General features: G+C 48.6%; 1 protein-coding gene and 1 pseudogene. Both read left to right on the top strand.

The window, feature by feature from the left end; genetic code table 11:
- Nucleotides 1-1,060, top strand: a 1,060-nt coding sequence (locus R7127_RS26245) for a protein-disulfide reductase DsbD (RefSeq protein WP_318148688.1), incomplete at its 5' end; no start/stop codon positions are given.
- Between the two features lie 194 nt (nucleotides 1,061-1,254).
- A pseudogene (locus R7127_RS26250) lies at nucleotides 1,255-1,356 on the top strand (DNA-binding response regulator); the annotation flags it as partial.

The following is a 1,356-nucleotide window of genomic DNA, read 5'->3' on the forward strand; positions in this document are numbered from 1 at the left end:
AGGCATGGCGCTGACTTACACTCTTCTCGGCTTAGTGGTGGCATCAGCAGGCATGCAGTTCCAAGCGGCGATGCAACACCCATATGTGTTGATTGGTTTGAGTATCTTATTCGTCACGTTGGCACTCTCCATGTTTGGTGTGTACACCCTGCAATTGCCAAGCAGTGTACAAACGTGGCTAAACAACCTAAGCAACAAACAACAAGGCGGCAGCAGCGCAGGCGTATTCGCGATGGGTGCGATCTCAGGTCTGGTGTGCTCACCGTGTACCACGGCACCTCTGTCGGGCGCACTACTCTACGTTGCACAAAGTGGTGACTTGCTGACTGGTGGTATTGCGCTTTACGCACTGGCGATGGGTATGGGTATTCCGCTGATTCTCGTGGCGGTATTTGGCAACAAACTGCTGCCAAAAGCCGGCGGTTGGATGGACCGCGTGAAGACACTATTTGGTTTCATTCTGCTGGCAGCACCAATCTTCTTGCTTGAGCGTATCTTGCCAGAAATGTGGTCGACGGCGTTGTGGTCTGCGCTCGGTATCGCGGCATTTGGTTGGTTGTATCACATCAAAAACAGCTTGGAGTTTGGTGGCTGGAAGCAAAGCGCAATTGGCATTATTGCCGTCCTCGGTTTGTTCGCCTCCGCGCAACCAGCACTGAATTATTGGTTTGGCAATCACGAAACCCAAGCACAGCAAACAACGGTTAGCTTTACTCGCATTGCTAATGTGGCCGAGCTTGAAGAGCAACTGACGCAGGCGAAAGCAGCAGGTAAACCTGTCATGCTCGACTTCTACGCCGACTGGTGTGTAGCGTGTAAAGAGTTTGAGAAGTACACCTTCCACGATCCAAAAGTCGAAGCCAAGCTGCAAGACTTCGTGTTGCTGCAAGCGGATGTCACCAAAAACCAAGTGCAAGATATTGAGCTACTCAAACACATGAACGTGCTGGGTTTGCCGACCATCGAGTTCTGGAATGCGAAAGGCGAACACGTTTCAAACGCTCGTTTAACTGGCTTTATGCAAGCCGAGCCTTTCTTAGAGCACATCAATCGATTCTGATATCACATCATTCAAACGCCAGCGATTTTCGCTGGCGTTTTTTGTTGCACAGATTTGAATGAGAAAAATGCGGCTATATGCAATTTTCCTAATAAAAGTCGATTTGGTTCAGACTTTTAGCGAATAAATATTGTCCACCTTCTCAAAGCTGGACAATAATTCATTTAACGAAATAGTCAAAAGTGTTTAACGTCATGGATTCGACCTACACCATCATCATCGCCGATGATCACCCTCTCTTCCGTAATGCATTGTTCCAATCGGTACACATGGCTGTCAGTGGTGCCAATCTGCTT

It is taken from the genome of Vibrio sp. 1159, assembly GCF_033340395.1.
GTDB lineage: Bacteria > Pseudomonadota > Gammaproteobacteria > Enterobacterales > Vibrionaceae > Vibrio > Vibrio alginolyticus.